Raw genomic sequence first — 16,843 nt, 5'->3', positions numbered from 1 at the left:
CAATACAAATGGGCAAAAGCACATATTGGTATTGTTTCTATGAACTTCTCCCCTTATACCCTATCCGGTCATTTATTCGCCGGTGGAAGAATAGAACTTACACCTGGCAAATGGAAAATTCAAGCCATGGCAGGACGATTAAACAAGTCTGTAGATTATGATGCCGTCGAAGACAACCTCAATGAAATTGCTTTTCAACGATTTGGGTATGGCATAAAAACAGCATACGAATCGAAAGGATATGGTGGGGCAATTACATTTTTCAAAGCGCAAGACGATCCCAATTCAATCAATTATACGCCGCTTAATTCAGCTGTTGATCCTCAAGACAATCTTGTTATTGCCATTGAAGGCAAGGCTAAAATTCTTCAAAATTTAAACATCACAGCCGAATATGCTTTGTCTGGATTAACGCAAAATTTAAATGCTGTCAACGATTTAGAAGGAGAGCAAAAAAGCGTTATCCATCCTATCATCAATGGTAACAGCACAACGGCATTTTTTCAAGCCTATAAAACAGCATTAAATTATTCCTTAAAAACTATGAAAATCTCCTTCAATTACGAGCATATCGATCCAGGATATAAAACATTAGGCGGCTATTATTTTAACAACGATTTGGAGAACTATACCATTGCGCCGTCATTCACCTTATTCAAGAAAAAATTAAACATTGGCCTGAATACAGGTTATCAAGTCAATAATTTATCAGCTGAAAAATCAGCAACTACCAATCGGTGGGTTGGTAACCTCAACGCGACTTATGTGCCGTCAAATAAATTGATTTTTTCGGGTACTTATTCTAATTTCAGCAGTTTTACCAAGAACCGCCCAACCACCGATCCCTTTTATTTCACTGGAGCAGATACCTTAAATTTTTACCAATTAACACAAAATGCTTCGGGTATGGTGAACTATTCCTTTGGTGATGCAGCTGTTAAAAACAATTGCCAATTGCTTTACAATTATCAAGAGTCTACCAGTCTTGTTGGGAATTTAGAAAACGGTGGTGCATTTGGAACCTCAATCGGACAATTACCCGAAGGTGTTCCGGCTAAAACACATTTAGTAAACCTTGCATATACCCGATCGATGTCAAAATCGGGATTCGCCATCACAGCGGCAGGCAATATCAATAAGACCGACGTTGGTGAGTTCAATACATTGTTTATCGGTCCAACATTAAATCTACAAAAGAAGGTAATGTCTCAAAAAGGAAGTCTGAGTTTAGGGAGTACTTATAATCGTCAATATACAGCGGGCTTATTAAATAGCAATATTCTTAACCACCGTTTATCTTTCACCTTTACACCCAAAAAAGACAATGAAAAACTCGGTCAAGCCAGCTTTTCGGCCAATGCCAATTTAATGCAGCGATTTGCTATAGAAGCAACCCAATCCAATGTAACAGAATTGAATGTTTTTGTCAATTTTGGTTATAGTTTTTAGATGGAATAGAGATTGAAAATTTTGAATTTAATTCGTTAATTTAGTAGAACTGTGACATTCAAAAGGAATTCAAATACTTTGTGGTATTTAGCAAATTCTCAAATCTTTAGCGTACATTTGCTTATGTGACGCTTATGTGACGCTTATGTGACGCTTATGTGACGCTTATGTGACTAAACCTTTCTATCACTAACATAACACATTGAATAACAGTGTGTTTATTAAATGTATTAATGTGACTGAGATAGAATTAAACATCCTTTTAAGTGAACTTAGAGCACTACCTGCGGAAACAGAATGGTTAGAATTCAAAGAAAATAATGGCCAAGATTTAGGTCAATATATCTCAGCAAGTCGTAATAGGAAAGATGAACTCAAAAAAATTAGCATTCTCACATTTATATGCCTTTCCCCGAATGTTGCTTGTGCTAAATCTTGGTATGGTCCACCAGAAGGAGTCGTCTTTGGAGTTTTAATAGGAATTGTGCTTTTGGTATTGGGAGTTACCATCTTAATATCTCGAATCATTAAATCAATTTTAGAAAAAAAACGTAATGAAAAGAGAAAACATATCCGGTTTCAGAGCCTAATTGGTACGCTGTTTATATTAGGATTTTTAATAGCTCAAGAAAATTGGTCTTGGTTAAAATCAAAATTGACATTAGAAATCTTTAATGATGAATACTATCCTAATATTTTTACATTAATATTTATGAGTATAATATTTATGTCAATTGGTTCATTAATAGGATATTTTGTCACACCAATTGATAATAAAAAAAGGAATTAATCAATCTTCTCTATTTTGTCTACCCACAATTCACAATATGCTTGACTTGCACCGCGCAAGGTTCCAGTTACTCTAATCCGACTACCCAAGGGAACAATATTCCCATCATTATCATATACTTTAACATCACTAGGGCTGTACTGCGCAGGGAGTGTTCTCATGCAATTTTCGGTTGCATCTTCTAAACTAAGTATCTTTAAAGTAGGTACGCGTACTTTAGTTTTGGTATCTTTTATGCCCATATGCATGCGAGCACCATGAGTAGTCATATTAGCCGGTAAATATAGGTTACCTTCAGTCGTGATGAACTGTTCTTTATATTCTTCAATACAAATTTTATCTAGATCTACTTCGACTGGTGTTGAAGGTCCGCAAGAAGTAACGGAAATAATTAAAAAGGTGATTAGGATTTGAATAGTTTTCATGAAATGAATTTAATTAAAATGTTTTAAAAATTCTGAAATGGCCGCTAAAAAAATGAAAATAGCTAAAGCTTTTGCTACATAATTGTAACCTTTGGTACTAAAAATTCCTTTAATTAATTTTACAAATGGTCTGACAGATCTTTCCTCTTGATCTTTTCCTAGAACAAACCAAAAGTACCCTGATAGTGCAAGTAAAATCAATCCGAAAACAATATGCATGAGACAAATATAATGATAATGACGAATCGAAATAAGGAAATAAATCAATTCTCATTTCCTCTAGATTTCATTCTTGTATAGAATAAGTTAAAATGGTTTTACGACTTATCATATAAATGAAAAAACGAATAAAATAGCTGACAAAATGAATAGTGAAAATCTTAATGAAGCGTTGTATGAATTTATAATGGAGTAGCATAAATACGAACAAAAAAATAGCCGCTGAGATCGTAAATTTAGGTGCGTTGAAAATGAATTAAAATTATTTTCTAAAAAATCTGTAACATTTTACCACACATTGTATCTAAAGAATAACAATACAAAAATTAAAACAATGTGTACAAAAAGAAAATCCAAATGGTTTGCCTTCATTTCAATCGGTCTTTTAATGATCGTATTGCCAAATATTATTGACCATATTCATTCAATATCAATAACAGAATTAACAAAAACGATATTGATGGTAGTCGGAATAACTCTTGAGTTGATTGGCATCATTCTTATTAGCGGAAAAAGCAAACAAACACAACATCAATAAATTTTGTAATTAACTTTGACAAAAGCAATTCAGACAAAGCTTGATTTATTCATTTTATGGATTTTGAAGAAATATATAAAACCTATTCATCAAAAATTTTTCGCATTTGCCTTGGTTATTTTAATGATTATGAAATGGCCAAAGACATCACGCAAGAAACATTTATTGCTGTATGGGAAAACCTTCCAAAATTTAATAATAATGCATCTGTAGGGACTTGGATTTATAGAATAGCAACGAATAAATGTCTGCGTCAAATACAGAAAGAGAAATCCAATCTTAAAGCTGAACTTCCCTCAGACTTAAAGTATGTAGCACCCAATTTTGAAAAAGAAGAAAAACTTTCAAGATTGCATCAGTACATTTCTGAATTACCCGAATTGGAAAAGATAATTATCACACTTTCATTAGAGGACGTACAACAAGAAAAAATTGCAGAAATTATAGGAATCTCACATGCCAATGTTCGTGTGAAATTCCATCGAATTAAAGCAAAACTCACCAAAAAATTCAAAGAAAATGGATGATTTTGACGATTTAAAGCAATTATGGAATACGCATGACTCAGTAGATATTCCAAATTTAGAGCAAATGCAAACGGTTATTGCAAAATACCAAAAAACGAAAAAGCGAAATGCCTTTTTAGCCACTACCTTATTTATATTTTGTGGACTTGCCTTTATTGCTATCATCCTTCTACAAAAACAAACATTTTGGACCACCATATTTGGCGAAATGATGATTTTAAGTGGGTTTGTTTCAGGTATCATACTCAAACTTAATTCGCTAAAAAACATCACGAATCATCAATTAAAACCGAACAAAGATTATCTTCAAGATTTAAGCAATACTACTCATCGAAAAATGAAACACGCTAGTTGGCATTTAATACTTTCAGTATTGCTCTTAGTAATCGGTTACGGTTTTTTTATTTACGAAAAACTGCAAGCAAATCAAACTACATTAATTTTAAGCTATATTGGAATTGGTCTTTTTACCTTAGGCTTGTATTTTATTTTCAGACCATTGGTTAATAAAATTTCGCACAATAAAATCGAGAAAATGATTAAGGAAATTGAGGATTTAAAATGATGCACAACTTTTATATTGAATCCCAATTTGTTTAAGGTGTAAGTGGAATAAATATTATATTACACAGATCCAAAATATAGCCAAGAGCTCATAAACAAACTCCTTTAAGATGAAACGCACCCTTTTTATATTGTTTTTAACTTTTAATTTATGCGGTTATACGCAATCGCAAGCTGAAATGAATGCTGAAGCTTACGAAGAATATAGTGAATCTGACAAATTATTAAATGATGTTTATAAAGTCATTTTATCGAAATACAAAACAGATACCCTTTTCATTACAAATTTGAAAAAGTCCCAAAGATTATGGGTAAAATTTAGAGATGCTGAAATGGAAATGAAGTATCCTGATTATTCTGAAGAAAACTATGGATCTGTTCAACCGACTTGTCGTGCTTTATATTTAAAAGAATTGACAGATCAACGAGTTGAAACACTTAAAGTTTGGGTTCGAGGAATAGAAGAAGGAGATGTTTGCACAGGTTCTGTTCAAATTGTTGAATGGATAGATTCAGATTATATGGGTAAAGCTCAAATAAATAAAAATGGAAGTATTTGGATGAATTCGAATATGAACAAAGACCATCGCATTTTCGGGTATAAAAAAGCCAATGTCAATTCGACCAAAATGATTCTAATTTCAATTTTCACAAATGAAGTTGAATTTAATCCTTTTAATTGCAAGTATGGGGCCTATTATGACACAAGTGGAATGACAGATTTGCAATTAAAATATATTTCAACTGAAAATGAATTCCTAAGAATTCAAGTGATTAAAAACAACAAGAACGTTGATGAAATTTTCATGTTGAAAGAATGCTTTGAGTTTGTGGACTAAATCAATTGGTTAGGACGCTATAAAAAAGCTGATCAAAGCATTTACAAACAGGTTTCTTAGCCTTTGAAAATTTTAAACTAAGTAAAGGTGTATAATACTATCAGAATCTTTAAAAGCTATGTAAAACAACATTTTAACCAACCTAAATCATTAAAAACACGTTATAGTAATATATGTCCTTGGACATATTAAATTTCTTATTAACCGTGTTTTATGATTGCTGTTATATTATGAAGTTTGATCAGGTTAAAACACTCTTTTTTAATCAAAACTATGCTATGAAAAATTTTAAATTCTTGTTAATTATTCTCTTATTATTCACGCTTTTTTCTTGTAAAAAAGAAACCATTGAAACCATTCCTACAGGCTTATATGAAGTAAAACTGCAAAACATCAAGCATAAAGAGCACGATATAAATGAACAAGTGCATGTTGTTGAATTAGTTTCAGTAAATGACAATTATATTGTCTTTGCTCCTGTTGACAGCCCTGGTGAGAATGTTCAACTTTCTCGAGGAAGAAAAGATGACGTTTCGGGCGAGCTACCAATTTCGTTGTTTGGAAATCCACCAAATCCTTTTAGAGCAGTGAAAGCTGATGGTAAAATTTTAATTACTGAAGATATTGTTTATATAGCAGGCAGGTTTACAGGATATATGGAACAACATGGCAGTCCAGGTGGTGCCCCAGTTTCTTACTATCCTGTGGAAGGTGAGTTTTATTTGCTGCGCAAAGAATAATATTAATTTAAATAGTTTGCAGACCTGATTAATTTTTAAAGCGTCTTAATCGAAGTCAGTAATTTTGAAGTTCAACCAAGATAAGCAACATCTTTATTTAAAAAAAACACTATGAAAAAATTAAAATTCACCTTAATTATTCTCCTTTTGGCAAGTTTGTTTTCTTGTAAAAAAGAAACCATTGAAACCATTCCTGCAGGCTTATATGAAGTAAAGCTGGAGCATATAAAAAATAACGATAGTCTGTTTCCCAATCAAACCCATATTGTCGAAGTTGTATCTATAAGTGAAAATTATATTGTTTTTACGCCTGTTTCAGACTATCTTGGAGAAGTTCAGCTACACATAGGTAAAAATGATCATTTTTCGGGCGAATTACCTATTTCGTTGTCTACAGATCCCCTTATTCCATTTAAAACAATAAAAGTCGAAGGCGAATTCTTATTTAATAAAGATTTAGTAAATTTAGAAGGTACTTTTTCCGGATATATCAGGGAAGAAGACAGACCAGGACCTCAGATAAATGCATATTTTCCGGTAACTGGTAATTTTTATATGCAGGCTATAGAATAATATTTGTATTATAGAAAGTCGCGTCAATCTTGCAATTATTATGGAATATTGCAGAATTTAAAGTCTATTCTCAACATTTCAAATCAACCTACACCGATTAAAGTCTTACTTTTGAGGATAGAAAATTACATGATGGACGAGATATACGTAAACCGAGAAATAAGAGAAACCCTAATTGATTTAGCGGTAAAAAATAAAACGGTTACCTATGCGCGATTGAATACGAGTTCAGATTCAGGATATAATTTTCAAGAACCCGAAGATCGCGAAAGTTTTGCTGAGGATATTGAAGCCATTTCATTGAGTGAAGTGAAAAATGGCAGACCTCCTTTGGGTGCTGTGGTTGTTTATAAAAGTGGATCCGTCAGTAAGCCTATTCTTGAGAGCCTTTATAATATGTGCGAAGAGCTCTATGACTTATCTCCAGAAACAACAAAGCCTAATGCCAAGTTTTTAAAAACATTGCAAGCCAAATGCCACGAATTTTGGCAGGAGACTGAAAATTACAAGAACTTTGGGCCGAAAAAGTGGTAAAGCTTGAAAAGTTCTTGAAATAACTATCTAAATTTATTTGCTAGTGCAATCATTTAAACCAGAATTGCTAATTTTAAGCGAAGTAAAAAAATAAATACCCTTTTATTTATAATGACTGAAGGCGAAAAAACTAGAATCAAGAATAAGATCGTCAAGATTAAAAAAGCCTTAACCGCGGATAAAAAGCATTGGGGTGGTGAATACCATGATGGGAGTGGATTACGCTATTTACAACCCGCATTATATATTCAATTGCATGATTTTACCGGTGCATTGAGAAACTTTAATTGGTTCGATAAAAATTTTCCAGATGATTGTTGCTCACCACAATTCTACTTTGAATATGCCCTCACTTTATTTAAAACCAAAAGAATTGAAAAGGCTGAAAAGAAAATTATAGAAAGTTTACAATGTAACCACTATATGGTTAATTATTTTCTAGATCACAATTCACTTAATGGATTGGATCAATCACAATGGGAAATTAAATCGTTAGTGCAATATTTCCCGTATAAAAAAGAAGACCCAATTGTGGAAGGTTTTACAGCATGGTTGACTGATATTTCTAAAAGTAAAAAGTTTATCAAAGCAAAAAAATCAATCATTGAAAGATCTTAAAATAAAAATTCAGACAGTATTTCTGCCTTTTATATATGTTTCCATAATCACCTGCGTTGTTTACGGTATTATTCGGTGGGGTTTCGATTTTCAATTGGGCCTACTCTTATTAACTGATGATATTTTAAATTTCTGGATTCCAATGGCTATTTCAACCATTATTGGTCTTTATTGGATTCGACCAAGAATACGTGTTCTAACTCTCACTAGTAAATCGATTAAAACACAACACGCATTTCAAATAATATCAGTTTTAGCGATTGCCGCGCCAATTATTGTTAGCCAACATTATATAGAGAAATCAGCTTTTAACCTTATTGAAATAAATAGTGTCGAGGAAATCAAATCCCATCCTACCGAAAAATATTTTAAGGTTGTCAATTACGAAGTAGATAGGAATAGTTGGTTTCCTTTTACCTTCCGAGAAATTGCCGGAAAGAATCATGAAGATTTAGATTATTATCAATATTATAACTGCGTTTTCTCAGCTAATAAAAACATTTGGAGTGTTTTAGAATACACGCTATTCTTGGATAATATAGGAAATACATCAGACAATTATTCAAAATACATGGCATTTAACGATGCTTCACTGAAGGATTTCCAAAACTACGATTACGCTGCCGTTCATTATTTTGAGAAACTGTCGAATTCAGAAAAAAGAAATAGAATTTTGTTGGCGATCAAAAAAAATAATGATCAGATAAATCCAGATGAACAAATAATTTTAATGCCGAAAATGGATTCCTTTGAGAACAAACTAGGTAATAATTTTATATGGATATTTGGAACATTCGTAATCAGTGCTTTAGTGATGTTCATCCTCATTTACATCGCCAAAATTGATCCAAAAGGGCTGCAGAATTTTAAAAATAATGTTCCACCGGAAGAGGATGACTTGAAAGAAATCCTCCAATTTTTGAATCCAAAAGGGCCGCATAAAATAACTGCTATCGTTCTATTATTAATGCTCTTTGTCTTCATTGTATTATCCATGCTAGGCTACAATCTGTATGCCCCCATTAAAGACGAATTATTAGCATTGGGAGCAAGCAGGAACAAAGAAGTTGAATCTGGTGAGTACTGGCGTATGTTTACATCATTATTTATTCATTATGGCATCTTACACTTTATAATTAACCTATTCGGACTGGGTGTCGCATTGGCCATGTTAGAAAGAGTAATTGGTGATTGGCGTTTAATTTTCGCAATAATTCTTTGTGCTATAATCGACGCATATGCAAGTATTTATTGGGCTGAATTCTCCGTAATCGTAGGTACGTCAGGGGCAATTTACGGGCTTTTTGGCATTATATTCGTCTTTTATCTCTATCGAAATTTCTTAAACGAACCCTTAGATATTATGTGGCTATCAATTATCACCTTCATTATCATTAACTTTTTGTTCGAATATCAAGGATATGACAATAGCTTTAAAATTGGCGGATTGATAACTGGAATTATTCTCGGATTCATTTATATTTATACAGATAAAACACTATTAAAAAAGCCGAAATTTAATTTTTTTGATCATCAATAGATCAAAAACAATCAATAACTCGTCACCTAAATCGATTAAAGATTGAATTTATCCAAAAAAAGGCACCTTTTTAGCCAAAATCAGCTCATTTTGACTGAAAAAATGAAATTTTCACACCATTTCGACTGAAAATGAATTTTTTTTCATTTTTTTTAAGAACCACAAACCCACATATAACCACCTGATTATATAGATGTTAATAAAACGCCTGTTCAAACACCCGAATCGTAAATTCAAAATAATAATTAACCATTACTTCATCTTTTACGTGTTCTAACAAAACAACTTTGAATATGAAAAAAATGAAAATGTTCGCCTTACTCGGCACAATATTAATCGCAACGTCTTGTAAAAAAGATGAACCTGTTATAGTAGATCCAATTGATGAATCAGGACCTAGTGCAACAGCTTTAACTAACTTCATTAATAATAATATTGAAGACAGAACGCAGCACTTTACAGTAAATGCAAATGCTACTATTTTAGTTACCGGCGCTAACGGAACTACACTTTCTTTAGGAGCAAATATGTTAGAAGATGCTAGTGGTAATCCTGTAACTGGAAACGTAGATATTTCTTTAATTGAAATCGATACAAAAGCAGATATGGTTTTGCTTGACAAATCAACAAATGGATTAAAAGCAAATGGTGATCATTCAACTTTAATATCTGCTGGTGAATTCTTTGTAACCGTTACACAAGGTGGTGATGAAATGGTTTTATTAGAACCAATGAAATTAAAATCCCCAGTTAGAGAATATGATGATGAGATGAGAAAATTTGTAGATGTTGGAGAAGAGGATTTATTGTGGGGTATTGCAGAAGATAGTCTTCTTGAACTTATTGATACAATGATTGATGGACGCGTTATTTTTACGGTAGAATATGGAATTCTTCCTGGCGAATGGGGATGGACGAATATCGATAAATTCTATAACGATCCTCGACCAAAGACAATGATCTACGCAGAATTACCAGATGGTTTTGACAATACCAATACTGAGGTTTATATCTCTTATAATGGAGAGTCGAATGCCTTGGCAAATTTTGATGTTTGGGAAGATGGAAGATTTACTGAACACTATGGCTTAATTCCAATTGGTTTAGAAGTGAATTTTGTTGCTGTAGCAATAATTGATGGTGTATTAAACTATGTGATTCAACCAACTACAATTGTTGATAATCACGTGGAAGAAATCACTGGATTTACAAGTATAAGTGAAGATGAATTGACAACTTTAATCAATGATCTCCCATAATTAGAACTTAAATACTTACGCTGTAGAAGAGCTACTTCCGTAACGGGAGTAGCTTTTTTTTAGAACGTACATAATTACGAGTAGTAAAATTTATAAAATAAAAGTGAATGCTTAAATACATTCGCCTTTATTAATCTCCTATTTTTGAGCAAAAATTAAGAATTTGGCAACTGTATCTCAGAATATCTATTTAACGAAGAAAGAAAAACTAAAATGTTCAAAATGTCATTCCCCTATTCTTGCAGGTGAAGCATTCGTTGGCGAAACAGAACAATCTAGAGGTACCTGTTTTTCATGTTCTGACTTTGTTGGTTATCCTTTATTACCTCCTGGTAATGCTGCATTGACAAGAAGATCAAAAAAACATTCAGCACTTTGTGGTGTTTTATTGACTTGGAATCAAAGACGAAAACGATTTGCACGCAAAGGACAATACGTTGAAGCAGCTGCCATTGAAAAAGCTAAAATAGAATGTGCAGCGGATCAAAAAATAAGAGATGAAAAAAATGCGAAAGCTGCCATTGTTCGAGAAAAACAAGATAAGATTTACATTGAAAATTTTGCCATAGCTATTAGAGAGATTTACCCTTCTTGCCCTGTAAAAAGAGAATATGCTATTGCCCAACATGCTTGTGAAAAACATAGTGGTCGTGTAGGTCGAACAGCAAATGCGAAAATCTTTGATAAACAAATGATCGACTTAGCCGTTGAAGCGCATATTCGACACATGGAAACAAACTATGATGCACAGTTCGGAAAAGGTAAACGAAAAAAAGAAATTCGATCTGATGTAAAATTCGACATTAAACGTGTAATGATGCAATGGCGACAATTGCCAACGCTTGATTTGTTTGAATAATTTGATTTAATTCATTTAAATCAGTTATCAATTCAATAATATGGCTAGTTTTAAGTATGCTATTTTTTCAAAAACCTTTCGTTAGTTGAATTTCCTGCATCAACAAATACACTTTATATCGTCTTTAAAAAAGAAGGTCATAGCTGCTTTTATTTTAGGTGTTTTTCTGTCATTTATTATCCTTTTTCTTGAGCCTTTTGACACCAATCAATACGAATCAAACAATAGACTTTTAAATTTATTGGGCTTTGGTGGTTTACTAACACTTGTATTTCTATTGCAAAGTATTCTTGAAAATAAATGGTATTACAATAACAGCAAAGTTTGGACAGTGACTTATGAAATCATTTCGGTATTCCTATTCTTTGCTATTTCAGGATCGGTAATTTATTTTTATAATCACTTTTATATCAATGGACTTGAATACAAAATAGCATCCCATTGGTGGTATTATAGAACAATCGTCCTCATTATGATTCCTGTAATTGCACCAGTATATATTTATTTAAGACAGCGATTTGGCGAACGAATTGTTCCACTCGCTAAAAGCACAATAATTATTACCGGTGCAAATAAGAACGAAGAATTAATCATTGAAAAGGATGATTTGTACTTTATCAAAGCCATTGAAAACTATATTGAAATAGGTTATATAGACGCCGATAAAAACCTCATCACAAAAACCTTTAGGCAGTCCCTCTCAAAAGTCCAACAACAAATCCCTTTCATTGAAAAATGCCACCGATCATTTCTCGTAAATATGAATCAAATTAGTGCTATTGAAGGCAATTCTCAAAGTGCTAAAATTACTTTTAAAGATATCGATAAAAAAATTCCATTGTCCAAAACACTTTACAAAACGATCTCGGACAAATTTAACTTATCGGTTCGTCAAAAATAGAATCGTTTCATCACTTTTTGTAGCAAATAAAAGGAATTCGTGCTTTATTTGAAATAAAAAAAATTCTAGTTTATGAACGCAATTAAAAAGGTGAACCTTATTCTTTTGATTATATCTTTATTGATTATACCCAATATTGGTTTTAATCAATCCAATGAAATTACAATTAGATATATCGGAAACTGTGGTCTACATTTTACCGATGGAGAAACCGATATCTATACAGATTTTCCTTATAAATCAGGCGCACATCATTATGCGGAATATGAGGATTCAGAATTAGAGAATTTAAAAGAAAATGCTTTTTATATTTTCACTCATAAGCATAGTGACCATTACTATAAAGGCAAAATGAATAAAATACTTAAAGCTAAAAATGGTAAAAAATATGGTAAATGGAATATTCAAGCATTAGAAAATCTCGCTGCAGTGATTCCAGCATTTCACATAGAAGTATATAAAACCAAACATCTATTTTCATTTGCGCATTATTCTTATTTAATTACTTGGCACGGGAAAAAATTATTTCTTTCAGGAGATACTGAACATAGTGAAACAATTGCGGGAATTGAAGGATTAGAATGGGCCTTTATTCCAGCTTGGATTGCAAGGGATATTTGGGAAAGCGATTTAAAAATCGATTCGAAAATGATTGGTATATATCATATCGGACCGCGAGACAAGATCAATATTGTAGGCGAAAAGTACTTAATGTTAGACAAGCAAGGTGAAATCATCATTGTACCCTATTAATATCGTCTAAAAAGTATTTTCAGTCCCTTCGTCTTTTTTTGGATTAACAAAATTTACATTTCTAAAACCTAACAAAAATCATATATTCTATATTCGGATAGTTTTGTCCTTAATAGGATTCGATGTAACTTTGCACAAGAATCACAAAATCCTATCAAAATGAAAATAGCATCATTTAATGACGAATTAGAATATAATGAAACACGTGTTGTTACCAAAGTAATTGTTGAATCATCTTTTTCAAAAGAGATAAGAATACTGTTTAAACAAGGACAAATAATGAAAGAGCACAAGACGGCTTATCCAATTATTGTTCATGTATTAGAAGGTGAAATAGAATTTGGTGTTAAAGGAGAAACGCTTCATCTAACTGCTGGATCGGTGATTTCTCTTGAAGGCAATATTCCACATGATTTAACTGCACACGCTGATAGTATTGTTCGATTAACACTTTCAAAATTAGACAAAGTTGAACGGGTTGAAAAGGTCATCAATAACGATTAATAACAGTTATGAAAGAAATAGATAGCAGAGTAGACGTGCGTCTTTTGGTGCATTCTTTTTACGCTAAAATTCGAAAAGACGATTTATTAGGCCCCATATTTAATGGACATATCCCTGATCAGGCTTGGCCTGCACATTTAGAAAAACTGACTGACTTTTGGGAAACCAATTTGTTTGGTATTGCCAAATTTAAAGGAAATCCTGCAGCAAGACATGCCACTGTTGATGCTAACCTCGAACATAGCATAGACCAAGTTCACTTTGGAAAATGGCTGCAATTGTGGTTTGAAACGATAGATGAATTGTTTGAAGGTGACCGTGCATTAAAGGCAAAACAATCCGCCAGAAAAATGTCAACTGGTCTGTTTTTGGCGATTTGGAATAATAGGCCGAAGGAGAAGAAGGAACTTTAATCGAGCTTTATACCTGTAGACCAGAAATCGTAGTTTATTTGTTTTTAAAAACGAATTCAGTACATCATTTATTTAAGTGGAAAGCAAACAAATTATATTTAAATTAGGCTAAAAAAGTTTTGAAAACTATTGCAGTCACCATTTTGTCTACGCTAATCTTTATTATTGGCATTGAGCTTATTGTCTCTTGGATTTTTATAGCAATAACATTAGAAATTCAGGGGTACTATGTGATTTTTCAATTTATTCAAGGTCTTTTACAATTAACGGCGGTACTAATTTTCACATACTTAGTCAGGAAAAAATCTTTTAAAAATTTAATTGCAAGCACAGCTTATAAATGGTATTTGATCGGGTTTATTTTAGGTGTAATTTTTGTATTTATTCAAACGCCCTTAAATTGGTGTTATAATTATCTTTTTTCAAGTCAATATTCTATTCGCTATAATCTTGATGGTTTTCCGACTTTATTTGATTTAAATATTATTCCATTAGTTTTCTTTATTCCTATTGCCGAAGAATTGTTCTTTAGAGGGTATATTCAAAATATTTTGCAGAAAAAATTAAATGTATATATAGCGATTATTATTGCGTCAGTTTTGTTCGCTTCAATACATGCACCTTATTCAAATTTATTTACAGAATATTCAAATCAAGACTGGCATTCATTCTATATTACGTTGTTTGGTGGAGCAATTTCCGGAATTCTTTATTTTAAATCTAAATCAATCGGCCCTTCAATTATCTTTCATATTTTCTGGAATTTAATGGTTTTGATTGTTTGAAGAAAACTGGGCTAACAACTCAAAATATGCGTCAAAACTGATCTTGTCAAGGGTTTAATTTTTATACATCTATAAATTTTTAAACTAAGTTAATAGTTAATTGAAAGCCAAAATACAAAGAATTACACTAGTATGTTTATTCCTACTACTCAAATTAACGACTGTTAATGGTCAAGAACTTTTCTTTTCTGACGGCATTGGGGAAATTGATAGAATAACATATAAAAACTTAATAAAATCTATTGGCGAGCCAGATACGTTAATTAAAACTTCATTCTCTATTGGCAAAGTAAAACCAAACATCAAAGTTATTTATGGGGAGCACGATATCATTTTCAATTTTTTTCCGAAACGTAAATTGGTTAAACAGAACCAACCTCATCGTTTAAAATCAATCGAGATTAGTGGTGATTCTAAACTTAAGATCAATGATTTTTATATTCATCAATTCAATCTAACTACAATCGTAGATTGTTTCGGTGTACCAACAGCATCCTATAAAACCGACGATGGTCAATTAAATTATACTTTTCAATTGAGACATAAAAGAATTAGTTATACTATCCATTCAAGATTTAAAATTGATGGAAGTTTAATATTCCTCCGTATTGAATTGAACACCATTGAATAAATTATAGGGCTATAAAACTCGTATATTTATATGCTCTGTTATGACCTTATGGAACAATCGAAACTAATTATTGTATTTCTCTTAATCATTCTATTTCCATACATCTCTTTTGCAGATGCTGCCCCAAAGCTTGATCCAAAATTGGAAATAGAAATAAATGCTGAAACTGGTGAATTAATCCGTTTTGATACAATAATCGTATTCGTACAATATCAACAAAGAGAAAACATAGACACCTTAACCAACTTCCATAAGACAGGAACATGGTGGGAAACTGGAGGAGTAAGTAATTTTCCAGCCGATAGAATTATAATTCATTTTAGACATGAAGTGAAACACTTTCAGCTATACATACAAAACGGTAGTGAAACATATACTTCCAAGTTTATTTATCCAATTAGAAGTTGGAGCTACCTCGAATTTTCAGCAAAAAACGGTGAATTAATACTTAACAATAATCTTTTCTATACCCAATGGTTCAATTACTTTATTTCTTTAGGTTTGACCATATTTTTAGAGCTTTTAATTCTTTTACTTTTTAAACAGTTACGTGATCAATACAAGGCCGTTGTTCTGTTTGTCTTTAACGCTAATTTTATAAGTCATCCTTTATTATGGTATCTTGATACAAATTTTGAAAATTCATTGATTTTACTTGAAATTGGCGTAATTCTAGTTGAATTCAGTCTATTATTTTGGTTTTTTAGAAATAAAATGCCTTTTCCGATCTTAATCATATTTATATTAACTGCAAATTTATTTAGTTGGATTTTTGGTGGAATCTGTTATTGGATTATCACAAATTAAAAAGGTGAAGTTCGACATCAAACTTCACCTACTAAATTATATACGCTATTCAAATTGGTTTTACCTATTTAAAAAGGTGAATCCAAGATTGTTCTAAATTCAATTTTACGGGTGCTGGAAATTCGGCATGAACGATTAATGTATTCTCGTGATGTTGCTCTAAATTATCCAACACTTTACGGTCTAATAATAAAATTGTAGACTGCCCGTGGTGATCTGTCTTATCTAAGATCGTTTTGCCGTTAAATTCACAAATCCACAGTGTTTCAGGCATATTCTCTTCATAGAAAACCTCAAGTGAAGGCACTTGATAATAGTTCAATTCTTTCACATCTTCTAAGTCAAAAACTAAACGCAATAAACCACCCTCAAGGTCAATTGCCTCTTTTGTTACTCCTAAGTCTTCAAAAGATAATTTACCTGCAGTTGCTGCATCGAATTTTACTTTTATTTCTCCTTGATTTATTTCTACTTTGCTCATCTTGTTTGTTTTATTTGTACACTTAAATGTAGTGCAGATGAGGGTATTTAATAATGACTTATGTCAGTAGAAGAAGCGTGATTTATCAGTTTGA

At 32.1% G+C, this 16,843-nt stretch carries 22 protein-coding genes; 20 read left to right on the top strand and 2 right to left on the bottom strand.

What is annotated here, in order from left to right:
• The first annotated feature begins 39 nt into the window (after positions 1-39).
• Together T367_RS23650 and T367_RS0104750 are read left to right on the top strand one after the other, a co-directional pair.
• Entirely contained in the window at positions 40-1,449 is a 1,410-nt protein-coding gene (locus T367_RS23650; protein WP_051568348.1) for a hypothetical protein, read from the top strand.
• Positions 1,450-1,684: 235 nt separating this feature from the next.
• Positions 1,685-2,239, top strand: coding sequence for a hypothetical protein (locus tag T367_RS0104750; protein ID WP_027418820.1), 555 nt, complete (start codon positions 1,685-1,687; stop codon positions 2,237-2,239).
• Here the strand turns inward: T367_RS0104750 and T367_RS0104745 are convergent.
• Positions 2,236-2,664 (bottom strand): hypothetical protein, encoded by a 429-nt coding sequence (locus tag T367_RS0104745; RefSeq protein WP_027418819.1) that lies wholly within the window; start codon positions 2,662-2,664, stop codon positions 2,236-2,238. The two genes, T367_RS0104750 and T367_RS0104745, sit on opposite strands and share 4 nt — an antisense overlap.
• Before the next feature lie 553 nt (positions 2,665-3,217).
• On the opposite strand from T367_RS0104745, the gene T367_RS0104735 reads away from it, so the two are divergent.
• From T367_RS0104735 to T367_RS0104650, 18 genes are all read left to right on the top strand, one after another.
• Positions 3,218-3,421: a hypothetical protein gene (locus tag T367_RS0104735; protein WP_027418817.1), complete on the top strand. Its 204-nt coding sequence runs from the start codon at positions 3,218-3,220 to the stop codon at positions 3,419-3,421.
• Positions 3,422-3,477: 56 nt separating this feature from the next.
• The gene (locus tag T367_RS0104730; RefSeq protein ID WP_027418816.1) at positions 3,478-3,948 is read left to right on the top strand and encodes an RNA polymerase sigma factor; all 471 of its coding nucleotides are present in this window, start codon (positions 3,478-3,480) and stop codon (positions 3,946-3,948) included.
• Positions 3,941-4,513 carry a hypothetical protein gene (locus T367_RS0104725; RefSeq protein ID WP_027418815.1) on the top strand — a complete coding sequence of 191 codons (573 nt, stop codon included), beginning with the start codon at positions 3,941-3,943 and terminating at the stop codon, positions 4,511-4,513. Before T367_RS0104730 ends, T367_RS0104725 begins: the two co-directional genes overlap by 8 nt.
• 109 nt (positions 4,514-4,622) lie before the next feature.
• Positions 4,623-5,351: a lysozyme inhibitor LprI family protein gene (locus tag T367_RS24475; RefSeq protein WP_084274310.1), complete on the top strand. Its 729-nt coding sequence runs from the start codon at positions 4,623-4,625 to the stop codon at positions 5,349-5,351.
• A gap of 278 nt (positions 5,352-5,629) precedes the next feature.
• Positions 5,630-6,091, top strand: coding sequence for a hypothetical protein (locus T367_RS0104715; RefSeq protein ID WP_157454125.1), 462 nt, complete (start codon positions 5,630-5,632; stop codon positions 6,089-6,091).
• Between the two features lie 111 nt (positions 6,092-6,202).
• Positions 6,203-6,664, top strand: a complete 462-nt coding sequence (locus tag T367_RS0104710; RefSeq protein ID WP_027418813.1) for a hypothetical protein — start codon at positions 6,203-6,205, stop codon at positions 6,662-6,664.
• Positions 6,665-6,796: 132 nt separating this feature from the next.
• Positions 6,797-7,198 carry a hypothetical protein gene (locus tag T367_RS0104705; protein ID WP_027418812.1) on the top strand — a complete coding sequence of 134 codons (402 nt, stop codon included), beginning with the start codon at positions 6,797-6,799 and terminating at the stop codon, positions 7,196-7,198.
• Between the two features lie 111 nt (positions 7,199-7,309).
• On the top strand, positions 7,310-7,816 hold the full coding sequence (locus T367_RS21390) for a tetratricopeptide repeat protein (RefSeq protein WP_051568347.1): 507 nt from the start codon (positions 7,310-7,312) through the stop codon (positions 7,814-7,816).
• Positions 7,803-9,356, top strand: coding sequence for a rhomboid family intramembrane serine protease (locus T367_RS0104695; RefSeq protein ID WP_027418811.1), 1,554 nt, complete (start codon positions 7,803-7,805; stop codon positions 9,354-9,356). Before T367_RS21390 ends, T367_RS0104695 begins: the two co-directional genes overlap by 14 nt.
• Positions 9,357-9,649: 293 nt before the next feature.
• The gene (locus T367_RS21385) at positions 9,650-10,615 is read left to right on the top strand and encodes a hypothetical protein (protein WP_051568346.1); all 966 of its coding nucleotides are present in this window, start codon (positions 9,650-9,652) and stop codon (positions 10,613-10,615) included.
• Positions 10,616-10,778: 163 nt separating this feature from the next.
• Complete coding sequence (locus tag T367_RS21380) at positions 10,779-11,474, top strand: DUF2293 domain-containing protein (protein WP_051568345.1); 696 nt, start codon at positions 10,779-10,781, stop codon at positions 11,472-11,474.
• Between the two features lie 85 nt (positions 11,475-11,559).
• Positions 11,560-12,375, top strand: coding sequence for a LytTR family DNA-binding domain-containing protein (locus T367_RS0104680; protein ID WP_027418810.1), 816 nt, complete (start codon positions 11,560-11,562; stop codon positions 12,373-12,375).
• Positions 12,376-12,447: 72 nt separating this feature from the next.
• Positions 12,448-13,128 carry an MBL fold metallo-hydrolase gene (locus T367_RS0104675; RefSeq protein ID WP_027418809.1) on the top strand — a complete coding sequence of 227 codons (681 nt, stop codon included), beginning with the start codon at positions 12,448-12,450 and terminating at the stop codon, positions 13,126-13,128.
• A 159-nt stretch (positions 13,129-13,287) separates the two neighbouring features.
• Entirely contained in the window at positions 13,288-13,632 is a 345-nt protein-coding gene (locus tag T367_RS0104670; protein WP_027418808.1) for a cupin domain-containing protein, read from the top strand.
• Between the two features lie 8 nt (positions 13,633-13,640).
• On the top strand, positions 13,641-14,045 hold the full coding sequence (locus T367_RS0104665) for a group III truncated hemoglobin (protein WP_027418807.1): 405 nt from the start codon (positions 13,641-13,643) through the stop codon (positions 14,043-14,045).
• A gap of 119 nt (positions 14,046-14,164) precedes the next feature.
• Positions 14,165-14,830: a CPBP family intramembrane glutamic endopeptidase gene (locus T367_RS0104660; protein WP_027418806.1), complete on the top strand. Its 666-nt coding sequence runs from the start codon at positions 14,165-14,167 to the stop codon at positions 14,828-14,830.
• Between the two features lie 100 nt (positions 14,831-14,930).
• Positions 14,931-15,461, top strand: coding sequence for a hypothetical protein (locus T367_RS0104655; RefSeq protein WP_027418805.1), 531 nt, complete (start codon positions 14,931-14,933; stop codon positions 15,459-15,461).
• A 48-nt stretch (positions 15,462-15,509) separates the two neighbouring features.
• Entirely contained in the window at positions 15,510-16,268 is a 759-nt protein-coding gene (locus tag T367_RS0104650) for a hypothetical protein (protein WP_027418804.1), read from the top strand.
• A 64-nt stretch (positions 16,269-16,332) separates the two neighbouring features.
• Here the strand turns inward: T367_RS0104650 and T367_RS0104645 are convergent, their stop codons facing one another.
• Entirely contained in the window at positions 16,333-16,749 is a 417-nt protein-coding gene (locus tag T367_RS0104645; RefSeq protein ID WP_027418803.1) for a hypothetical protein, read from the bottom strand.
• Positions 16,750-16,843: the final 94 nt, after the last annotated feature.

Source organism: Crocinitomix catalasitica ATCC 23190, assembly GCF_000621625.1.
In the GTDB taxonomy this organism is placed as follows: Bacteria; Bacteroidota; Bacteroidia; order Flavobacteriales_D; family Crocinitomicaceae; genus Crocinitomix; species Crocinitomix catalasitica.
This window is presented reverse-complemented; position numbering and strand designations above follow the sequence as displayed.

Coding starts and splice junctions, on each gene's coding strand:
- T367_RS23650 (WP_051568348.1), top strand. CDS start 40: ATGAACTTCTCCCCTTATACCCTATCCGGTCATTTATTCGCCGGTGGA.
- T367_RS0104745 (WP_027418819.1), bottom strand. CDS start 2,664: ATGAAAACTATTCAAATCCTAATCACCTTTTTAATTATTTCCGTTACT.
- T367_RS0104735 (WP_027418817.1), top strand. CDS start 3,218: ATGTGTACAAAAAGAAAATCCAAATGGTTTGCCTTCATTTCAATCGGT.
- T367_RS0104730 (WP_027418816.1), top strand. CDS start 3,478: ATGGATTTTGAAGAAATATATAAAACCTATTCATCAAAAATTTTTCGC.
- T367_RS0104725 (WP_027418815.1), top strand. CDS start 3,941: ATGGATGATTTTGACGATTTAAAGCAATTATGGAATACGCATGACTCA.
- T367_RS24475 (WP_084274310.1), top strand. CDS start 4,623: ATGAAACGCACCCTTTTTATATTGTTTTTAACTTTTAATTTATGCGGT.
- T367_RS0104715 (WP_157454125.1), top strand. CDS start 5,630: ATGAAAAATTTTAAATTCTTGTTAATTATTCTCTTATTATTCACGCTT.
- T367_RS0104710 (WP_027418813.1), top strand. CDS start 6,203: ATGAAAAAATTAAAATTCACCTTAATTATTCTCCTTTTGGCAAGTTTG.
- T367_RS0104705 (WP_027418812.1), top strand. CDS start 6,797: ATGGACGAGATATACGTAAACCGAGAAATAAGAGAAACCCTAATTGAT.
- T367_RS21390 (WP_051568347.1), top strand. CDS start 7,310: ATGACTGAAGGCGAAAAAACTAGAATCAAGAATAAGATCGTCAAGATT.
- T367_RS21385 (WP_051568346.1), top strand. CDS start 9,650: ATGAAAAAAATGAAAATGTTCGCCTTACTCGGCACAATATTAATCGCA.
- T367_RS0104675 (WP_027418809.1), top strand. CDS start 12,448: ATGAACGCAATTAAAAAGGTGAACCTTATTCTTTTGATTATATCTTTA.
- T367_RS0104670 (WP_027418808.1), top strand. CDS start 13,288: ATGAAAATAGCATCATTTAATGACGAATTAGAATATAATGAAACACGT.
- T367_RS0104665 (WP_027418807.1), top strand. CDS start 13,641: ATGAAAGAAATAGATAGCAGAGTAGACGTGCGTCTTTTGGTGCATTCT.
- T367_RS0104650 (WP_027418804.1), top strand. CDS start 15,510: ATGGAACAATCGAAACTAATTATTGTATTTCTCTTAATCATTCTATTT.
- T367_RS0104645 (WP_027418803.1), bottom strand. CDS start 16,749: ATGAGCAAAGTAGAAATAAATCAAGGAGAAATAAAAGTAAAATTCGAT.